Here is a 16,718-nt window from a genome sequence, read left to right as displayed (position 1 = left end):
TAGGTTGAGAAAAATGATTATTCAGAGGCTTGAAGGCGCAACACACTGTTCTGTGCAACTGGGGGTGAAGAAATGGGCTTAAATCCTTGTCTGGTAAGGTTTCTGCTATTCGCAATCACGCCTTTTGTGAGAAATGCGGGTGATGATCATCGCCAAATTGATAAGTTAGTCAAGGAACATCTTAGCGATGAGCGCTGGCGAGAGGTATTTTTGTTGGTTTCTGGATTGATGCGAGGTGGGGCAGATGAGTTGCTATTGTTGATGGAAAAAGAAGCGCAAACCTATATTAATACTCCCCGGTTACAAGCTTTATTACGTTGGGCAGATTGGATCACGGCTGATTCTGAGAGCAATATGAAGCCTGTGGCAAAACGTGCGATCGCCAACGTCAACTCTCTCGCCAACATCCTTGCCTACGCCTTACCCAACGCCTCCCCCAACGCCTCCCTCAACGCCTATGCCAAAGCTCTCGCCTACACCTATGCCAATGCCTACGTCCTCACCAACGCTTATGCCAAAGCCTACGCTGAGTCCTACACCTACGCCTACGCCGAGTCCTACATCCTCACCAAAGCCAATGCCTACATCCAGACTATTACTAAAGCTATCGATAATGCCTACAAACTGAAAGAACTTAAAATTTTTAAAGATGACAATCTCACTGTCTTGATTGCCAGACTAGAAGCTCTAAAAACTAAAGTACCCAACGATGATCAACCCTTAGAAAAACATCGATCATTTGCTGATCAACTATTACAGACTTGTCTCAAAGGTTTTAATCTTAACCCAAAATTGATCAATTTATCTGAAGCAGAAGCAACGGCAATGTCCAATTATTGCTATGCCAATATCCTGATGGTTCAGTGCAAGGAATCAGCCGTGCGGGTATCGCCCAAAACCTGGGCGGCGATTGAAGAACGGATGTTGCGGGTTCCCGACAACGGATAATCCAAGTTCCGATTGTGTCCCGATTCACGCTGAAGGTGAAGTTCCTTTCCCATTTCTTGCCATTTCACCCGTTAGGATAGGCGGATTATGTTTATTGAACGCTACCTGTAAGGGTACGGCAATGCCGTACCCCTACATTATGTCCCTGCGCCTTAATCTGGGTTCTGTAGAGTTAATACAACACCTGCACCATTGTAGAGACGTGCCATGGCACGTCTCTACAACAGCTTGATACCGAAACAACGCATTAATTAATTCAGCGCGATCGCATTTTTCATTGTACTAATTCACCAACCACCTTGCTTCGGTCTGGTGTGCAATGGTAGAGTTAGCTGGCTGGCTAAGGAGATTTTGGCTTGACTTCAAATTCTAATTTAGAACGGTAGAAGCAAACATCGAATTCAATAAAAAAGTTAGTCTGACCCAAAATCAATGGTGTGTTTGGACGCTGCACCCATGCAAACAGCAATTTTGCCTGGGGAAAGTCTCCGATTTTGGCGATCGCAGAAAATGGCATTGCTAGCTGATTGCTAAGATTACCCGCTAACTGAATAATAGCTCTGCGATCGTCTGTCCCAAATTCCCCCTAATTGAAGACCGAGTTCAAAAGGTAAAACATTAACTGTAGCACCGCTATCCACTAGCCCAATAGCTTCAACTATATGATCTTCCCGATGTAGCATTAGCGGAAGTCTCGGCAGGCTGTCAAACTCATTTTGAGTTGGGCTAGTGGTTGAATATTTAAACCGCATATATCACTGCTGACTTGCATCGGAGGGTTTGAGGGTTTCCATTAAAACTGCACCTGCGCCAAAACAATCATAAGGGGTTGGCAAGTCATAGATTTTAAAGGGTTCCAACGGTGAAATATCTTTAGCCGTCTCCAAATCCTCAGCCAGAATTCGGATCAGTTTGAGCTTTTCCGTTGCGGTGAGTTGTCGTGCCGCAGGAAGCACCTCAGCTAGTGACATAATTAAACGTTCCCAAATTGCAAGAGTTTACACCTAAAGCTTACTCGATTCCTGATTCCCTCCCCTTGCACCAGAAGGGTTAGGGAGGGGGAAAGGGGAGGAGTCTTTTCCCTTGTTCAACAACCAAAACTTATAATAAGAATCTGTACGCTATCTCAAAACCCTGTAACCTAACATGACCACCTCTCCCCGTCGCTACCATATCACCACCTTCGGCTGTCAAATGAACAAAGCCGACTCGGAACGCATGGCTGGTATCTTAGAAGATATGGGATTTGAGTGGTCAGAAGACCCCAATGACGCCAGCCTAATTCTCTACAACACCTGCACGATTCGCGATAACGCCGAACAAAAAGTCTATTCCTACCTGGGGAGACAGGCAAAGCGTAAACAAGAACAACCTGACCTTACCTTAATTGTTGCCGGCTGTGTCGCTCAACAGGAGGGAGAAGCACTGCTGCGACGTGTCCCAGAATTGGATTTGGTTATGGGACCCCAACACGCCAATCGCCTCAGAGACTTACTCGAACAAGTCTGTGATGGGAACCAAGTTGTCGCCACTGAACCCATCCATATCGTCGAAGACATTACTAAACCCCGCCGCGATAGCACCGTTACCGCTTGGGTAAATGTGATTTACGGCTGTAACGAACGCTGCACCTACTGCGTTGTCCCCAATGTGCGCGGTGTGGAACAATCCCGCACCCCCGAAGCGATTCGGGCGGAAATGGCGGAATTAGGACGCCAAGGGTATAAGGAAATTACCCTGCTGGGACAAAATATTGATGCCTATGGGCGAGATTTACCTGGCGTGACTGAATCGGGACGACATCAGCACACCTTGACAGATTTACTCTCTTATGTTCACGATGTCCCCGGCATTGAGCGGATTCGGTTTGCCACGAGTCACCCCCGCTATTTCACGGAACGATTGATTCGCGCTTGTAAGGAATTGCCCAAGGTTTGCGAACATTTCCACATTCCCTTCCAATCTGGAGATAACGATATCCTCAAAGCCATGGCGCGGGGATACACCCAGGAAAAATATCGCCGAATTATTGATACGATTCGCAATTATATGCCCGATGCGTCGATTAGTGCGGATGCGATTGTCGGCTTTCCGGGAGAAACCGAAGCACAGTTTGAGAATACATTGAAACTGGTGGAGGATATTGAATTTGACCAATTAAACACCGCCGCTTACTCCCCTCGCCCTGGTACACCCGCCGCCCTGTGGGAGAATCAACTGAGTGAAGAGGTCAAGAGCGATCGCTTGCAACGGCTCAACCATTTAGTGAACACCAAAGCCGCCGCGCGATCGCAACGTTATTTAGGGCGGATTGAAGAAGTCCTCGTCGAAGATCAAAATCCCAAGGATTCCAGCCAAGTAATGGGACGCACCAGGGGGAATCGGTTGACTTTCTTTACTGGGGATATTAATCAATTAAAAGGACAGTTAGTTCAGGTAAAAATTACCGAAGTTCGGGCATTCAGTCTCACCGGTCAAGCGTTAACATTAGCGCCTTGTTAAAAAGGATGTCATGTCAGGTAGGCAATGGCTATCCGACTCCTGACACAGACTCTAGCAACTGACGATTGGGAATGCGATCGGCTAAAGATTTCCAATCGAATGTGGAAGTGGCTAATTTTGCACCGTGAGTAATATGTAACATGTCATTGAATTAGCGATTCCAACAGTAATTATATTGACGATAAACATAAAAAATATAGTCCTTTGGTTTTAAGAACTATAGTTATTCACTGTTTCTAAAACTCTGGATTTTGCCCACAGTTGAACTTGCGTTCTTCCATTTTCTCCCCCTGATTCCCTACAAGGGCGGATTTAGTCAAGTTATTACTGTATAACCATAAGTTATCTATAAAACCCGCCCCTACGCCTCGGCTTCCCCACCTTCCCTCTGGAAAAAGTGCAGTTACTGTGAAGATGGGATATATAAGAGAAGAAGAGACCAATATCATAGATGACCTACCCAAAGCCATAGCGTAGTATGGACTAACTGGGACTGTATTCCTGGCATAGCCCTGCTAGTAACGACTTTGGGGATGCACCAACCACCTAATCTAGCCATCATACACGGCATACGCTAACACCTATGAACCTCACTCCCACTCAAAACCATACCCTCTTGCCAAAATGAAGGGTCAAAATTCCCTGAGGACGGATCAATGACTTGACACCTCGCCAAAACTACTTAGATTAGACTGTTCAGCTAAGCTGCTATTTTGAGGACTCCCATGACCACCCTCGTCATCGTCGAATCTCCCACCAAAGCTCGCACCATTCGTAACTACTTGCCTTCGGACTACCAAGTAGAAGCGTCAATGGGTCATATTCGTGACCTTCCTCAATCGGCTAGTGAGATCCCCGAAGCCATCAAGGGAGAAAAATGGGCGCAGTTGGGGGTAAACGTGGAAGCAGATTTTGAACCCATCTACGTTGTCCCCAAGGATAAAAAGAAAGTCGTCAAACAACTCAAAGACGCCCTACAAGACGCCGAAGAATTAGTCCTAGCCACAGACGAAGACCGGGAAGGGGAAAGCATCAGTTGGCATTTATTGCAAGTCCTCAAACCCAAAGTTCCCTGCAAACGCATGGTTTTTCACGAAATTACCCAAGAAGCGATTCGTGACGCCCTGCAAAATTGTCGGGATATTGATGACCAACTGGTACGCGCCCAAGAAACCCGGCGAATTTTAGACCGATTGGTAGGTTATACCCTCTCACCTCTGTTGTGGAAAAAAATTGCCTGGGGATTATCAGCGGGGCGCGTCCAATCCGTTGCGGTAAGGCTTTTGGTGCATCGAGAACGCCAACGCCGTGCGTTCCGTCAAGGGAGTTATTGGGACTTAAAAGCCCTTTTAGACCAAGACAACACCCCCTTTGAATCCCGCCTCGTCACCCTAGCGGGGACAAAAATTGCCACTGGAAGTGATTTCGACGCCAACACGGGGCAAATTATCCAAGGGCGGACGGTGCGGCTGCTGAATGAAGCTGAGGCGCGAGACTTGCAAGCGCGGCTGGTGGACAAAACCTGGACAGTGACTGACCTGGAAGAACGCCCCGTCATCCGCAAACCCGCCCCCCCATTTACTACCTCTACCCTGCAACAGGAAGCCAACCGCAAATTAAGCTTATCGGCACGGGATACAATGCGGACGGCTCAAAACTTGTACGAACAGGGGTATATTACCTATATGCGGACAGATTCGGTGCATTTATCCGCACAAGCGATCGCAGCAGCCCGGAGTTGCGTCGAACAAATGTATGGTCAGCAATACCTCAGCCCCAAACCGCGTCAGTACAGCACCAAAAGTAAAGCCGCCCAAGAAGCCCACGAAGCCATTCGCCCCGCCGGAAGTACGTTCCGTACCCCCAGAGACACCGGATTATCGGGTCGCGAATTGCAACTGTATGAGTTAATTTGGAAACGCACCGTCGCCAGTCAAATGGCAGACTCGCGCCAAACCCACATTACCGTAGACCTCGAAGTCGAAGATGCAGGATTTCGGTCTACAGGAAAACGCATCGATTTTCCCGGTTACCTCCGGGCGTATGTGGAGGGTTCTGATGATCCCGAAGCCGCTTTAGAAGACCAAGAAGTTGTCCTTCCCCCCTTAGCCGCTGGGGATCATCCGGAGTGCAAAAACCTGGAAGCCATCGGTCATGAAACCCAACCCCCAGGGCGCTACACCGAAGCCTCCCTGGTCAAAACCCTAGAAAGTGAAGGAATTGGGCGTCCGAGTACCTACGCCAGCATTATCGGTACAATTATCGATCGCGGCTATGCCCAAATGCAAAAAAAGACCCTCATCCCCACCTTCACCGCCTTTGCAGTCACCAGTTTACTAGAGAAACACTTCCCTGACTTGGTAGACACCAGCTTTACCGCCAAAATGGAACAAACCCTCGACGAAATCTCCACCGGAGAAGCCGAATGGCTACCCTATCTGGAGAAATTCTATCGGGGTGACAATGGCTTAGAAACCCAAGTTCGCGAACGGGAAGACCAAATTGATCCCAATGAAGCCCGGAGTGTAGAACTAGAAAATCTGAATGTTAAAGTTCGCATCGGTAAATTTGGTCCCTATATCGAAGCCGGAAATGGCGAGGGCTCCGTCACCGCATCCATTCCCCAAGACTTGACCCCCTCTGAACTGGATGCAGAACAGGTAGAGATTATCCTCAAACAAAAAACCCAAGGACCGGAAAAACTGGGACTGCACCCCGAAACGGGCGAACCGATTTATCTGTTAACCGGGAGTTATGGTCCTTATGTCCAATTGGGTGAAGTCTCTGAGGAGAATAAGAAACCGAAGCGGATGTCTTTACCCAAAGGGGTGAACATGGAAGATGTCACCCTAGACATGGCGATGGGTCTATTAGCACTCCCGCGTACTCTAGGTGTTCATCCTGGAACTGGGGGCAAAGTTCAGGCGGGATTGGGGCGTTTTGGTCCTTATGTTGTCCACAACCAGGGTAAAGAGGGAAAAGATTATCGTTCCCTCAAAAAAGAGGACGATGTATTGACAATTTCCCTAGAGCGTGCATTGGAGATATTGTCTCAGCCGAAAAAATCCAAAGGGGGTAGTCGCAGCAAGTCCAAGACTCCATTACGGGAATTAGGGGCGCATCCAGAGGACAAAGAACCCGTCAATATCTACGAGGGTCCTTATGGGACATACATCAAGCATGGTAAAACTAATGCGGGAATCCCTGATGATCAATCGGTTGAGGATATTACCTTAGAAAAAGCCTTGGAACTCTTAGCCGCGAAGAAATCCAGCAGCCGTTCCAAAAAATCCTCAAAAAGTCGCAAAAGTACCAAAAAATAGGTTGATGTAGAGACGTTGCATGCAACGTCTCTACTCAATTGAATAAATTATGGAAGGGCTATAGGGCTTGAGCTACCTACTGACAATAGAATCGACGGATATACTTATATCAGGAAAGGCTAGGGGATAAATGCTTCCTCCCGTTAGGGTAGATCGGGAAGCGTATTCTCCATCTTGGGGATCTCGAAATACAATCAGTTGTCTTCTTTTGAGGTTAACAACCCAGTATTCAGGAATACCAACTTGGGCATAAATTTTACGTTTTATCTCTAAATCTTTCTCTAAAGTTGACTCGGAGTATTCGATGAGCCAGAAAATATTCTCTGGATAAGGGTGATGTTCTAGGTATTCACGCCCCAATCGTTGCACAATGGCAATATCGGGTTCAGGTTCAGAGTTGTTTGGGAGTGTAATCGGCTTGGCTAAGCGAACCATTGCGCGATCGCATAACCGTCGCATCAGATATTCCCCAGCTTCACTACTGAAGTAGGCGTGGGGTTCTCCTTCTGGTGACATCTCGACAATTTCTCCCTGAAGTAGTTCCACCTGCCGATCCTCTAAGATCCCTGCCGCAATCATGCGGTGATACTCGTCTATTGTCCATTTGGCTGTGATGAGTGCCATCGCGATCGCGTTTCTGTTGCTTTAAAGATGAAACACTGATTAGGTTTAGGTTTCCTTCAATCCAAATCCTTATGGGTAAAGGATTTGGCATCCTTGCCACTATAACTCGCAACAACCTGACCTTGACCTGTCATTTGATACTTATACGTCACCAATCCCTCCAATCCTACAGGACCACGGGGCGGTAATTTATTTGTACTAATTCCGACTTCCGCGCCAAACCCATAACGGAACCCATCCGCAAACCGAGTCGAACAGTTGTGGAAAACATTCGCGCCATCCACTTGATTGAGGAATATCTGGGCAATGTCTGCATCTTCGGTGACAATAACATCGGTATGCCCAGAACCATAATGATTAATATGATTAATTGCTGCTTCCAGAGAGTCTACGATTTTAATCGACAGAGTTAAATCATTGTATTCTGTAGACCAATCTGCATCTGTGGCGGCTGAACAGTCAATCATTTGGCAAGTCGCTTCATCGCCACGGAGTTCCACCAGCCGTTCTTTCAAGGCTTTTGCGGCTAGGGGAAGGAAACTCGGCGCGATCGCACGATGGATCAGTAGGGTTTCTATCGCATTACACACCGCCGGATACTGGGTTTTCGCATCGACAGTAATCTCTACCGCTTTTTGCAAGTCAGCCGCCCGATCAATATAACCATGACATATCCCATCCGCATGACCCAATACCGGAATCCGGGTATTATCTTGAACAAAACGGACAAAGGCATTCGATCCTCTGGGAATAACTAAATCAATGTATTGATCCAACTGCAATAGCGCCATCGTCTCCTCTCTGGTGGTTAAGAGTTGCACCACCGCCGGATCAATCGAACTTGTAGATAATCCTTTATGAATCGCCTTAACAATCGCTTCACAGGATCGTACTGCTTCTTTCCCACCTTTGAGAATCACCCCATTCCCCGATTTCACCGCCAGGGAGGTAATTTGCATCACCGCATCGGGACGTGCTTCAAAGATAACGCCTAAGACTCCCAGGGGACAAGTGACGCGCTTGAGAACTAATCCTTTATCGAGTTCCCGATGAATTTGGATTGCGCCAATGGGATCAGTCAACTTCCCCACATCCCGCACCCCCGCGATCGCGGCGTTTAGTTTTGTCTCATCCAGCTTCAGGCGGTTGTAAAGGGGTTTGGGGATACCCTCCGCTTCTGCGGCTTGACAATCCGCGACATTCGCCGCCAAAATATCTGCTGTTGCGGTTTCTAAGGCTTTCGCGATCGCTTCAATGGCTAGATTCTTAGTATCAGTGGACATAACCGCCAACAGTCGCGCCGCTTGGCGAGTGGATTGTGCGATAGCGCTGAGGGATTGGGATGGTACTGGAGTCGCTGTCATGGCTGGAGATACAAATACCAACTAAGTCATCTGAAGTGTAGCAAAATCCTGGGCTTGGCGGAAATTATGATTGATGTCTTTCCCAGAAGCCACAAGTCCCCTATTAAGACAACGCTATAAGTTCTCAATTTTTGTTCGTAATTCCATCAAATCCGGATATTAAATAAATGTTTGAACAGCCAAGCGCTCCAAAACATAATATGAAAAGCCACAATTGCCCAAAATACGATTTGGTAAGAATTTTTGCTACTTTTGTGGCGTAGGGTGCGTTGAGCAATGAAAGCACCTAACCATCCACCTGCTAGTTCGCACAAATGTAACGTTTTTTCAGGTGTCCTCCATTCTCCGGTTCTAGCATGGGACTTATCGTGAGCATAAAGGAGAAAGGTTAACCCACTCATGCTCAAATACAGCAGCAGAGGAATAAAATTTGATGTTATTGATGCCAAGTGAACTGAACCGCCAATAGGAAATAGAGATAAAAACAAAACTTCCCAGACTAATAAAGACGATTTTGTTCTCTTTTTCGATCCCTTTCTTTTAGCAGAGGTTTTGGCTAACTGTTTTGGACTAGGCTGAGATGCCGTTCCTTCGATAACAGCATTGCTAGCACGACGTTTTCCTTTGTTGTCAACGGTTACTTGATAAAGGATAATGTCATCGACTTGGGGACGGCGATTAGGATTTTTTAATCCAGTGATATGCAGAAAAACGTCTTGATCGCCATGATTAGGTTTGATAAAGCCAAAACCCCTTTCGTCTTTCCAAACCGTTAATTGACCTTTATGCGTTTTGGGTTTCATCCCTAAAACTAAATGCTAGTTTAGAATACTATACCATGGCGTCAGCCTTGCACCCCTACAGTTGGGTATCAACAGTGACAATAGAATCGATGGATATACTTATATCAGGAAATGCTAAGGGATAAATTATTCCTCCAGTTAACGTAGCTCTTGAAGCATATTCCCCAGCTTCATGGGGTTCTCCTTCTGGTAATATCTCAACAATTTCTCCCTGAAGTAGTTCCACCCGCCGATCCTCTAAAATCCCCGCCGCAATCATGCGGTGATATTCGTCTATTGTCCATTTGGCTGTGGTGACTCTCATCGCGATCGCGTTTCTTTTTCTGGCTTTATTATAGACAGCGCTAACTATAGAGGCGCAAAGAGCGCCTACTAGGAACGGCTTCATCTCCACTATATTCAAAAATTGAATATATAATAAAATTATGAATATAGTATGGATGACCCGATGCCTATTCGCAACAAAGACGACACGCTGAATCTGACGTTGATAGAAGAGTCGATCCTGAATGCGCTGATGTATCGAGAACGCTATGGATTGGAGATTATGAGTGCGATCGCGCAAGCTAGCAACGGTGAACGCACCATTGGCTTCAGTTCCCTTTACCCCACCTTGCGAAAACTGGAAAAGCGGGGATTTGTGACCTCTCGCTGGGGTGATGAAGCGCCGGAGGAAACCACAGGCGCACGCCGACGTTACTACAAAATCACAGGTTCTGGCTTGCAAGCCTTAGAGAAAAAGCAACAATTCCTCAACGCCTTACAACATTTGCAACCTGTACTGGGAGAACTTTAAATGATGCAACGAAACCGTCACCGCCGCCACGTCGTTTCGCAGATAATACGTTTTATCCGGCGTGGTGTAAAAGCGATCGCCAAAACCTTGATCTATCTAACTGTTGAATTTACCATCTACGTTGCTATTGCTGGAGTTGCGATCGCGCTTTTCTGGCTAGGATTACCCAGCTATGTCGCCTTAGGATTAAGTATCGGATTAGTAATTCTCAGCCTCACCATTAGTTTTCTGGCTTACCGACAACATCGCCTCATCACCAGGCGATCGGTCAAAACCGATGCTTCTCCTACTATGAAAGGGGATGTCAAACTAGCTGACTTGATCGCTCAAACCCTTGCCGAAAAAGCGCCTCAGGAGTGGGAAGAATACCAAGATTGGCTACATGATATTTTGCTGGATCGTCGCCAACGGCTAGATGAGGGTGATCCCCATTGGCGAGTAACCCTATTAACCTACTGGCGATTAACTCGACTCTGCATTACCGTCACTTTGATCAAGCTGAGACGACTTGCGATCGCGGCGAGACGACTGCGTTAGCAACTCCCCACGATTGCGATCGCGCCCCTTATTGATGGATGATCCGAAACACCTGTACCCTGTAGGGGCTACCCCCTTACACCAATTAACAACACCTGTCCACCCCATTGGATCGGCTCACCCTCGACTCAATCAATGTCGTGATCGGTTCGTGATTTGCCAAGGACGAATGACAAAAGACAAAAGACAAAAAAAAGAGAGTCACCTAAGCAACTCTCCGGATTATCAGGGTGCATCTACTATGCACAATTATAAACTTATGGGATGAGGGGTGTCACCCCCTATTTACAAAAAAGATGTTTAGTTTTGTAAAGGAGTGGCGGCGTCACCCGTGATCCGTGACCCCTGAGCGACGACAATAATTATACCTCCGTCGCAGGAAACTCCGCGTCTTTAGACCGGGGAGTGTCAAATATGAATACCACACTCGGTTTTTCCTATACCGCGCCAGCGCCCCGCCCGTTCGTGTTCCCCTGAAACTACTGGCGTCGTCAGCGGTTCATCACCGATACTTGCATACCCTTGGTCATGGAGGGGGTGGTAAATCACACTATGCTCCGCTATGTATGCCCATGTCTGTATTCTCTAGACACCAGGTTAGAATATCTCTTGGATGTGCGCTTTCAAATCGCTGGTTTAGTTGATTTAGGTCAAACGTGGTAACTTGGCTCACGGATGTACTCGCACAGATCATAACAGCTTGCTCCAACTCGACTGAGTATTAATACTTACTTTTACCCTTAGTAAAACAGGCGAAAGTGAAATCAGGATGAAAAGCAAGCTGTTGTTCTGATTCAGGTTTAGACGAGGTATTTCATCCTAATTTCATAAAGGGCTGTCAAGCTATTAGATAAGAAACTCCATAGAGCTTGTTAAGCCGGAGAATGTTATGAATGCAAGACTATTTACTCAAACTCTTATCAGTGCAGCCGTTGGAGGTGTGGTAGCCCTAGGGCTTACAGGTAGCCCCTTATTGGCACAGAACCGAGAAGTCACCCCTGGCACACCTGCAAACTCTACTCCTGAAGCTACAGCCAATCAGCATCAACAGCACCAAGAAATGATGGATCAGATGCAGCAAACAATGAGTCAGATGCAGCAGATGATGGAGAAGTGCAAAGCCAAAATGAACCATGGTACGATGGACAGTGGTAATGCCCATACTGGGGCGATGTCCGGTCAACAGGGCAATAGTAGCACGCCTCATAGCCATAGCACGGGTAACTAAGGACACATCATTGAGAGGTGAGTCAACTGTATAGAACCTCTAGCGGTCAATTGATTAACGCAGATTGCAACGGTGCTGCGAATATCATAAGTAGGGGCGAAGCATTTGCGCTCTATAGTTATGCAACAAACCGCTCACTAAACTTCGCAAATGCTTCGCCCGTACCCACACAGCTAGGACTCAACCTAGCCAAGGTGGGCATGGGCAGCTTGACACTGCCAAGGCGATATGACCTGTTCATTAACCTGACTCGATCATACCGCGAGAAATGTTACGCGCTGTGCTTTCAAGCTGTCGCGTAACATCCGCTCTCCAATCCCCTCTCTTTTAAGGAGGGGAGATGTCAAAGTTGGACAAAGTGAAGAAGTTTCAATTATTCTCCTTAGGTTGCGCGGGAGCAACAGCAGCTTTAACATTGACCGCCTGAACCCCTTTGATTTCTTTTGCCAAGGGTTCAATTCTCTCAAATTGTTCCTGAGTGGGGACAGTTCCCGATACAGTTACAGCACCGTCCTCCGCTTCAATAACTAATGCACTAGCTGGAAGATTCGCTTCGAGTTTACTGCGAACTTCGCTCTCTAGGTCATCATCACTTCTACCTTCAGCCGCACCGTCATTTAAGGCATTGTTGCGCTCCTCCCGGGCGCGAATGTCAGCATTAAGCTGGTTTTGGCGAACTTGACTTTGACCATCTTCCTGGCTTTCTTGAGCCTCATCAGCGTCTAGAACTTCTGGCGCGTCTGTAATTGTATTTGGAGCATCTGCACTGGTTTTAGCACCGTCGGCGCAAGCTACAGCACCAAAGAGCATAAAACTAGCCAAGAGAACAGGGGTGAATTTTTTCATGGTTTTTCCTAAGGTTGAAAACAGTAGATAAGGATTTTTTGCCTTAATTTTTGGTAACTCGCTAACCTTAGAGTCGTCTCAATACTACTCGGCGCTTGAAAACTAGATGAGAATGAAACCCTGGAACTATTGGGGTTTATCGTTTCTAAGAAGGCTTATTCCTTGCAGTATTGAGAGTCTTCTGCTTTTATTAGAAGGTTTGATGGCGACGGTCAACGATCACGACTTCAGGATCATCACTGATCCGGTTGGTGCGATGGGGTTCCTGAACCTGACCCGTCGCCGAATTAAAAATCCCCCAATCCTGTATTCCATGACGGCTCAAAATGGTTTCGGCTTGGTGGATTTGGGCTTGGGTGCCTTCTACCATTACCAGAAATGCACCTCGATTAAATCGGTCATGGAAAAAGGAATTATGTTCTCCGAGAAAGCCGAAAGCGCTATCAAAGCGATCGCGAATGGTAAGATTAGGCATCCAGTTGTGGCGCTGATAGTCACGAGCAATCACAGACACTTGATTCATCGGAAAATCTGCATCGTATAATTCCTGGATTGCCGTATCCATATCATGGCGACGAGAGAATGTACCAACCGCCCGATGAGGGTGATTTACAGCGTGGGAAGTATTAGCCATTGAATTACTCCGAGGAGAATGATCATCATTGAGTCCGTCAAAAATCGCCCATTCTTGGACACCGTGACGGCGCAAGATCGGTTCGACGCGACGGATTTGGGCTTCTTTTTCTTCTAAGATCAGTAAGTATTCACCCTGGTTAAATCGGTTGTGGAAGGAGTGATGACGATCTTTGAGAAAGCCAAAGGATGTTTGATCGAAGTGATCGCGAACATTCAAACCCGGTATCCAGTTGTTGTGCTTGTTGTCACGGGTAATCAGAGAAACGTGGTTCATGGGAAAGCCAGCATTGCTCAATTCCCAGATTGCAGCTTCCAGGTTATGACGGTTGGAAAAAACACCAATGGCATGATTATGGCGAGTGGTGTCAGAATTGGGAGTACAGACAAGGGATTGAGCCATATCAGAGGAGTTGTGATCCGGTGCATCAAAAATCTCCCATTCTCGGACACCGTGACGATTTAAGATGGCTTCAGCGCGACGGATTTCGGCTTTTGTACCCTCTAAAACAATCAGGTATTCACCCCGGTTGAATTGCTCATCAAAGAAGTGATGACGATCGTTGAGAAAACCAAATGATGTTTTATCGAAGCGATCGCGAACATTCACATTCGGTATCCAATTATGTTTCTCCTGATCACGGGAAATTACAGAAATTTGATTGAGCGGAAAACCTGCCTCGCTTAATTCCCGAATTGCAGCATCGGTATGGTGATAGTGGGGAAATACCCCAATGGCACGACAATGGTGGTGATCTCGATCTAAATGATGCTCAGAAGTCTTGGAGGTGACAGGGTGGGTACCAGAGGGAGCAACGTTCGGCGCATCGAAAATCTCCCACTCTTGAATCCCGCGATGGTGCAAAATTCTTTCGGCACTACGGATTTCTGCTTCGGTGCCTTCTACGATGATTAAATATTCTCCGCGAGAGACTCGCTCATTGTAGACTTTGGCTCGGTGTTCAGGAATGCCTAAACCAATGAGTGCGCCAGCCAAACCACCCGCTGCTGCTCCGATAGCCCCCCCTGCCAAAGTGGTTGCGATCGCGGTTGCTGTTGCACCTGCGAGTAAAATTGGTCCCACCCCCGGAATGGCTAAGGTTCCCAAACCGACTAACAAGCCTGTCAAACCTCCTAATGCACCTCCTGTAACGGCGCCTGTTGTCGCACCCTCGTCGGCTTTGTTACCGACTTTCTTCTCATGTCCATTCGTTCCGGCTAGCTGATCAGTTCGATTAGAATCCTGTGTGATTACGGAAATGTTATCCATCGGGTAGTGAGAATTTCTCAGGTCCCTCAATGCCGATTCCGCGTCTCGGCGGTGGGGAAAAGCGCCTATCGCTCGTTTATGGTGTCTTAAAGTCATTTATTTTTCTCCCAGCGGGAAAGGTTTTTGTTGAAACGCCCTTTTCAGGTCTACCTTTCCTATTTAATCTCTGATTTATATCACCTTCCTCAGTCGGGAGAAATAAGTTACTTTCTATCTCAAAAGATAGATGTTTTTTGAGTATGTAAAAGCTTTAATAATAGATTATTTACTTTAAGGAGTATTCTTTGGGAACTAAGTGAAACTACTCAAACTATAGCATTGGTTTATCCATAAAGCAACTCAATTAGTTTGTCAGAGTCTTGTCGGGGTTGGGTTTATACCAAGTTGCATTCAAAGATATAACTTTATCTTCCCCTGCCTCCCCTGCTTCCCCTGCCTCCTCTGCTTTTCCTATCTACCATGTTTGAGCGCCACTCGGCATTAGCTCCCGTGTCGGGGTATTTTTGTCAATAAAAGCAATGGGTTGATTCTCATAAAAGTTACAACCTAATAACTGAAGTAATTAAACTTATTTCTGGAGATAGAGGCAAAAAAAAGACCAATAAAGATAAGCTAACAAATATCAAAAACTGTTTTGTTTGAGAACCAAAAGTTATGAACATATTGGCTTGGATAGTTTTGGGCTTGCTTGCTGGTGCAATTGCCAAGGCAATTTACCCAGGTCATCAAGGTGGCAACATTATTTCCACTCTATTACTGGGAATCGTCGGTGCTTTTGTGGGTGGAACATTGGCAACGCTTCTGACGAGCGGGGAACTAGCAATGACAGCAACAGCATTAAGTATTCCGGGTATTGTCTTGGCTGTTTTGGGGGCTATTCTTGCCATCTTTATTTGGCAGCGATTTGCCCAACGGCGTGTTTCTTAAGTTAGGGTGCAATATTCCAGAGGGTTGAACAGGGGAGACTTAAACCTGATTTTTCCTATTCGGAAACCCGCCTGCGCGGGTTTCGTTTGTGTAGCTGCGGTTGAAACCGCCCTAACGGAATAAACCTAAAATCTGGCAAAATACTATAACAATTCCAGATCACTCCTAATCATGTCCGCATCTAGCCCAATAAATCAGTCTGTCCCTAATTACACCCAACAGTTACAATACCTCATGGAGCAGGTGGATGTTTCAAGTTTTCGCCAATTGAGTCGTGTCAGTGGTGTGTCTGAACGACAACTGAAGCGTTTGCGACAAGGACAGGTATCGCAAATGCGGGTAGAGACGCTGCTAAAATTATCGGATATATTAGGAATATCGGTTGATCAGTTGCTCACCTTATTTTCAGCAGAATCAATCTCTCCAATTACGCCGCCACGCGATCGCACCTCATTCACTCCGGAGATTCGGGCACCAGAAAGTATAGGCAACCTCCAGCATGAATACCAACGACTCCAACAGCAATTAGCCGAACAACGCCAAACCCTGCTACAGGAGTTTCAGCAATCGAGTGTTCAGGTATTAGAATCATGGTTATTGCAGTGGCCCACAGCCGCTTATGCTATAACCCAGAATGACCAGTTACCTGCCATCCGATTATTACCCCTAATCAAGCCAGTTGAACAGCTTCTGCAACAATGGGGCATAGAAGCGATCGCCTCAGTTGGCGATGAATTGGCGTATGATCCTCAATGGCATCAATTAATGTCGGGAACCGTTCAACCGGGCGATTTGGTACGAGTTCGTTATGTTGGCTATCGGCAAGGCGATAAATTATTGTATCGGGCTAAAGTGAGTCCGTTGACATCCTCACCGTAGAAGGGTGGGTGATTCCCTACCAGTAGGGGTTTGGTAAC

Annotated in this window: 14 protein-coding genes and 3 pseudogenes; 8 read left to right on the top strand and 9 right to left on the bottom strand. The window is 46.8% G+C overall.

Features of this window, described 5'->3' with window-relative positions; all coding sequences use genetic code 11:
• Positions 1-126 precede the first annotated feature (126 nt).
• The gene (locus tag RID09_RS18095) at positions 127-948 is read left to right on the top strand and encodes an NACHT C-terminal helical domain 2-containing protein (protein ID WP_446337317.1); all 822 of its coding nucleotides are present in this window, start codon (positions 127-129) and stop codon (positions 946-948) included.
• 340 nt (positions 949-1,288) lie between these two features.
• Here RID09_RS18095 and RID09_RS18090 read toward each other — a convergent pair.
• Positions 1,289-1,700, bottom strand: a pseudogene (locus RID09_RS18090) (hypothetical protein).
• 3 nt (positions 1,701-1,703) lie between these two features.
• Positions 1,704-1,919 (bottom strand): hypothetical protein, encoded by a 216-nt coding sequence (locus RID09_RS18085; RefSeq protein WP_446337316.1) that lies wholly within the window; start codon positions 1,917-1,919, stop codon positions 1,704-1,706.
• 175 nt (positions 1,920-2,094) lie between these two features.
• Between RID09_RS18085 and miaB the strand changes: the two genes are divergently transcribed.
• Together miaB and topA are read left to right on the top strand one after the other, a co-directional pair.
• The gene (gene miaB, locus RID09_RS18080; RefSeq protein ID WP_446337315.1) at positions 2,095-3,450 is read left to right on the top strand and encodes a tRNA (N6-isopentenyl adenosine(37)-C2)-methylthiotransferase MiaB; all 1,356 of its coding nucleotides are present in this window, start codon (positions 2,095-2,097) and stop codon (positions 3,448-3,450) included.
• 725 nt (positions 3,451-4,175) lie between these two features.
• Entirely contained in the window at positions 4,176-6,773 is a 2,598-nt protein-coding gene (gene topA / locus RID09_RS18075; protein ID WP_446337314.1) for a type I DNA topoisomerase, read from the top strand.
• 72 nt (positions 6,774-6,845) lie between these two features.
• Here topA and RID09_RS18070 read toward each other — a convergent pair whose 3' ends face one another.
• The 4 genes and pseudogenes from RID09_RS18070 to RID09_RS18055 all read right to left on the bottom strand — a co-directional run.
• Complete coding sequence (locus RID09_RS18070; protein ID WP_446337313.1) at positions 6,846-7,397, bottom strand: Uma2 family endonuclease; 552 nt, start codon at positions 7,395-7,397, stop codon at positions 6,846-6,848.
• Between the two features lie 56 nt (positions 7,398-7,453).
• Positions 7,454-8,761, bottom strand: a complete 1,308-nt coding sequence (locus RID09_RS18065) for a glutamate-5-semialdehyde dehydrogenase (protein WP_446337312.1) — start codon at positions 8,759-8,761, stop codon at positions 7,454-7,456.
• A 146-nt stretch (positions 8,762-8,907) separates the two neighbouring features.
• On the bottom strand, positions 8,908-9,564 hold the full coding sequence (locus RID09_RS18060) for a DUF1294 domain-containing protein (RefSeq protein ID WP_446337311.1): 657 nt from the start codon (positions 9,562-9,564) through the stop codon (positions 8,908-8,910).
• Positions 9,565-9,720: 156 nt separating this feature from the next.
• Positions 9,721-9,868, bottom strand: a pseudogene (locus RID09_RS18055) (Uma2 family endonuclease); the annotation flags it as partial.
• Between the two features lie 144 nt (positions 9,869-10,012).
• Between RID09_RS18055 and RID09_RS18050 the strand changes: the two are divergent.
• Both RID09_RS18050 and RID09_RS18045 read left to right on the top strand, forming a co-directional pair.
• Complete coding sequence (locus RID09_RS18050) at positions 10,013-10,360, top strand: PadR family transcriptional regulator (protein WP_446337310.1); 348 nt, start codon at positions 10,013-10,015, stop codon at positions 10,358-10,360.
• Complete coding sequence (locus RID09_RS18045; protein ID WP_446337309.1) at positions 10,361-10,897, top strand: hypothetical protein; 537 nt, start codon at positions 10,361-10,363, stop codon at positions 10,895-10,897.
• Between the two features lie 408 nt (positions 10,898-11,305).
• Here RID09_RS18045 and RID09_RS18040 read toward each other — a convergent pair.
• Positions 11,306-11,482, bottom strand: a pseudogene (locus tag RID09_RS18040) (phosphoadenosine phosphosulfate reductase domain-containing protein); the annotation flags it as partial.
• Positions 11,483-11,786: 304 nt separating this feature from the next.
• Between RID09_RS18040 and RID09_RS18035 the strand changes: the two are divergent.
• Positions 11,787-12,125, top strand: a complete 339-nt coding sequence (locus RID09_RS18035; RefSeq protein WP_446337308.1) for a hypothetical protein — start codon at positions 11,787-11,789, stop codon at positions 12,123-12,125.
• Between the two features lie 369 nt (positions 12,126-12,494).
• On the opposite strand, the gene RID09_RS18030 is transcribed toward RID09_RS18035, so the two are convergent.
• Positions 12,495-12,971 (bottom strand): BON domain-containing protein, encoded by a 477-nt coding sequence (locus RID09_RS18030; RefSeq protein ID WP_446337307.1) that lies wholly within the window; start codon positions 12,969-12,971, stop codon positions 12,495-12,497.
• A 190-nt stretch (positions 12,972-13,161) separates the two neighbouring features.
• The gene (locus RID09_RS18025; protein ID WP_446337306.1) at positions 13,162-14,970 is read right to left on the bottom strand and encodes a general stress protein; all 1,809 of its coding nucleotides are present in this window, start codon (positions 14,968-14,970) and stop codon (positions 13,162-13,164) included.
• 558 nt (positions 14,971-15,528) lie between these two features.
• Between RID09_RS18025 and RID09_RS18020 the strand changes: the two genes are divergently transcribed.
• Both RID09_RS18020 and RID09_RS18015 read left to right on the top strand, forming a co-directional pair.
• Complete coding sequence (locus RID09_RS18020) at positions 15,529-15,801, top strand: GlsB/YeaQ/YmgE family stress response membrane protein (protein WP_446337305.1); 273 nt, start codon at positions 15,529-15,531, stop codon at positions 15,799-15,801.
• Positions 15,802-15,972: 171 nt separating this feature from the next.
• Complete coding sequence (locus RID09_RS18015) at positions 15,973-16,680, top strand: helix-turn-helix domain-containing protein (RefSeq protein ID WP_446337304.1); 708 nt, start codon at positions 15,973-15,975, stop codon at positions 16,678-16,680.
• Positions 16,681-16,718 lie beyond the last annotated feature (38 nt).

This window comes from Coleofasciculus sp. G1-WW12-02 (genome assembly GCF_040219735.1).
Classification (GTDB): domain Bacteria; phylum Cyanobacteriota; class Cyanobacteriia; order Cyanobacteriales; family Coleofasciculaceae; genus Coleofasciculus.
The sequence above is the reverse complement of the archived record's forward strand: the minus strand, read 5'-3'. Positions and strand labels throughout refer to the sequence as shown.

Excerpts from the sequence above, each read along its gene's own strand:
- RID09_RS18085 (WP_446337316.1), bottom strand. The coding sequence starts at position 1,919 with ATGTCACTAGCTGAGGTGCTTCCTGCGGCACGACAACTCACCGCAACG.
- miaB (WP_446337315.1), top strand. The coding sequence starts at position 2,095 with ATGACCACCTCTCCCCGTCGCTACCATATCACCACCTTCGGCTGTCAA.
- topA (WP_446337314.1), top strand. The coding sequence starts at position 4,176 with ATGACCACCCTCGTCATCGTCGAATCTCCCACCAAAGCTCGCACCATT.
- RID09_RS18070 (WP_446337313.1), bottom strand. The coding sequence starts at position 7,397 with ATGGCACTCATCACAGCCAAATGGACAATAGACGAGTATCACCGCATG.
- RID09_RS18065 (WP_446337312.1), bottom strand. The coding sequence starts at position 8,761 with ATGACAGCGACTCCAGTACCATCCCAATCCCTCAGCGCTATCGCACAA.
- RID09_RS18060 (WP_446337311.1), bottom strand. The coding sequence starts at position 9,564 with ATGAAACCCAAAACGCATAAAGGTCAATTAACGGTTTGGAAAGACGAA.
- RID09_RS18050 (WP_446337310.1), top strand. The coding sequence starts at position 10,013 with ATGCCTATTCGCAACAAAGACGACACGCTGAATCTGACGTTGATAGAA.
- RID09_RS18045 (WP_446337309.1), top strand. The coding sequence starts at position 10,361 with ATGATGCAACGAAACCGTCACCGCCGCCACGTCGTTTCGCAGATAATA.
- RID09_RS18035 (WP_446337308.1), top strand. The coding sequence starts at position 11,787 with ATGAATGCAAGACTATTTACTCAAACTCTTATCAGTGCAGCCGTTGGA.
- RID09_RS18030 (WP_446337307.1), bottom strand. The coding sequence starts at position 12,971 with ATGAAAAAATTCACCCCTGTTCTCTTGGCTAGTTTTATGCTCTTTGGT.
- RID09_RS18025 (WP_446337306.1), bottom strand. The coding sequence starts at position 14,970 with ATGACTTTAAGACACCATAAACGAGCGATAGGCGCTTTTCCCCACCGC.
- RID09_RS18020 (WP_446337305.1), top strand. The coding sequence starts at position 15,529 with ATGAACATATTGGCTTGGATAGTTTTGGGCTTGCTTGCTGGTGCAATT.
- RID09_RS18015 (WP_446337304.1), top strand. The coding sequence starts at position 15,973 with ATGTCCGCATCTAGCCCAATAAATCAGTCTGTCCCTAATTACACCCAA.